This is a genomic window from Ancylomarina longa, assembly GCF_003996985.1.
GTDB classification, from domain to species: Bacteria; Bacteroidota; Bacteroidia; order Bacteroidales; family Marinifilaceae; genus Ancylomarina_A; species Ancylomarina_A longa.
The window spans coordinates 1-379 of sequence record NZ_RJJX01000292.1 but is presented as its reverse complement, the minus strand read 5'-3'; the positions used below and the strand labels follow the sequence as shown (position 1 = coordinate 379).

General features: G+C 39.8%; 1 protein-coding gene. It reads left to right on the top strand.

The window, feature by feature from the left end:
* Nucleotides 1–189 (top strand): PilZ domain-containing protein (locus DLK05_RS17765; RefSeq protein WP_209319980.1); only part of this gene is annotated, 189 nt, incomplete at its 5' end.
* Nucleotides 190–379 lie beyond the last annotated feature (190 nt).

Sequence of the window (379 nt, the reverse complement as noted above, 5' to 3'; positions counted from 1 at the left end):
TCGCCAAACCATATTGGTGCCATTGGCAAAGTGATTTCTTGTGACAAGTTACAGGATCAAAATGTGTATTATCTGCGAGTTGAATTTACTGAAATGTCTGAACCAGATAAGGAACGTTTAATCCAGCATATCGTGCAGCGCCAAGGGGTGTTGTTACGCAAGCTAAAAGACGAGATGGAAGAGGAGTAATACGCTACTTTTCGAGTGTGAGATATATCCTACATCAAGTTCCGTATATGCCTACATTTTTTTGTCGCTTTTTGTAGCATTATAAGTTTGCTGGATGCAGCAACGGACTGGAGCAAGGAATGATGGATCGATGCTACGTATAATTGAATGAATCAATTAATCCTGTAATTAACCCCGTAGGTACTTTGTA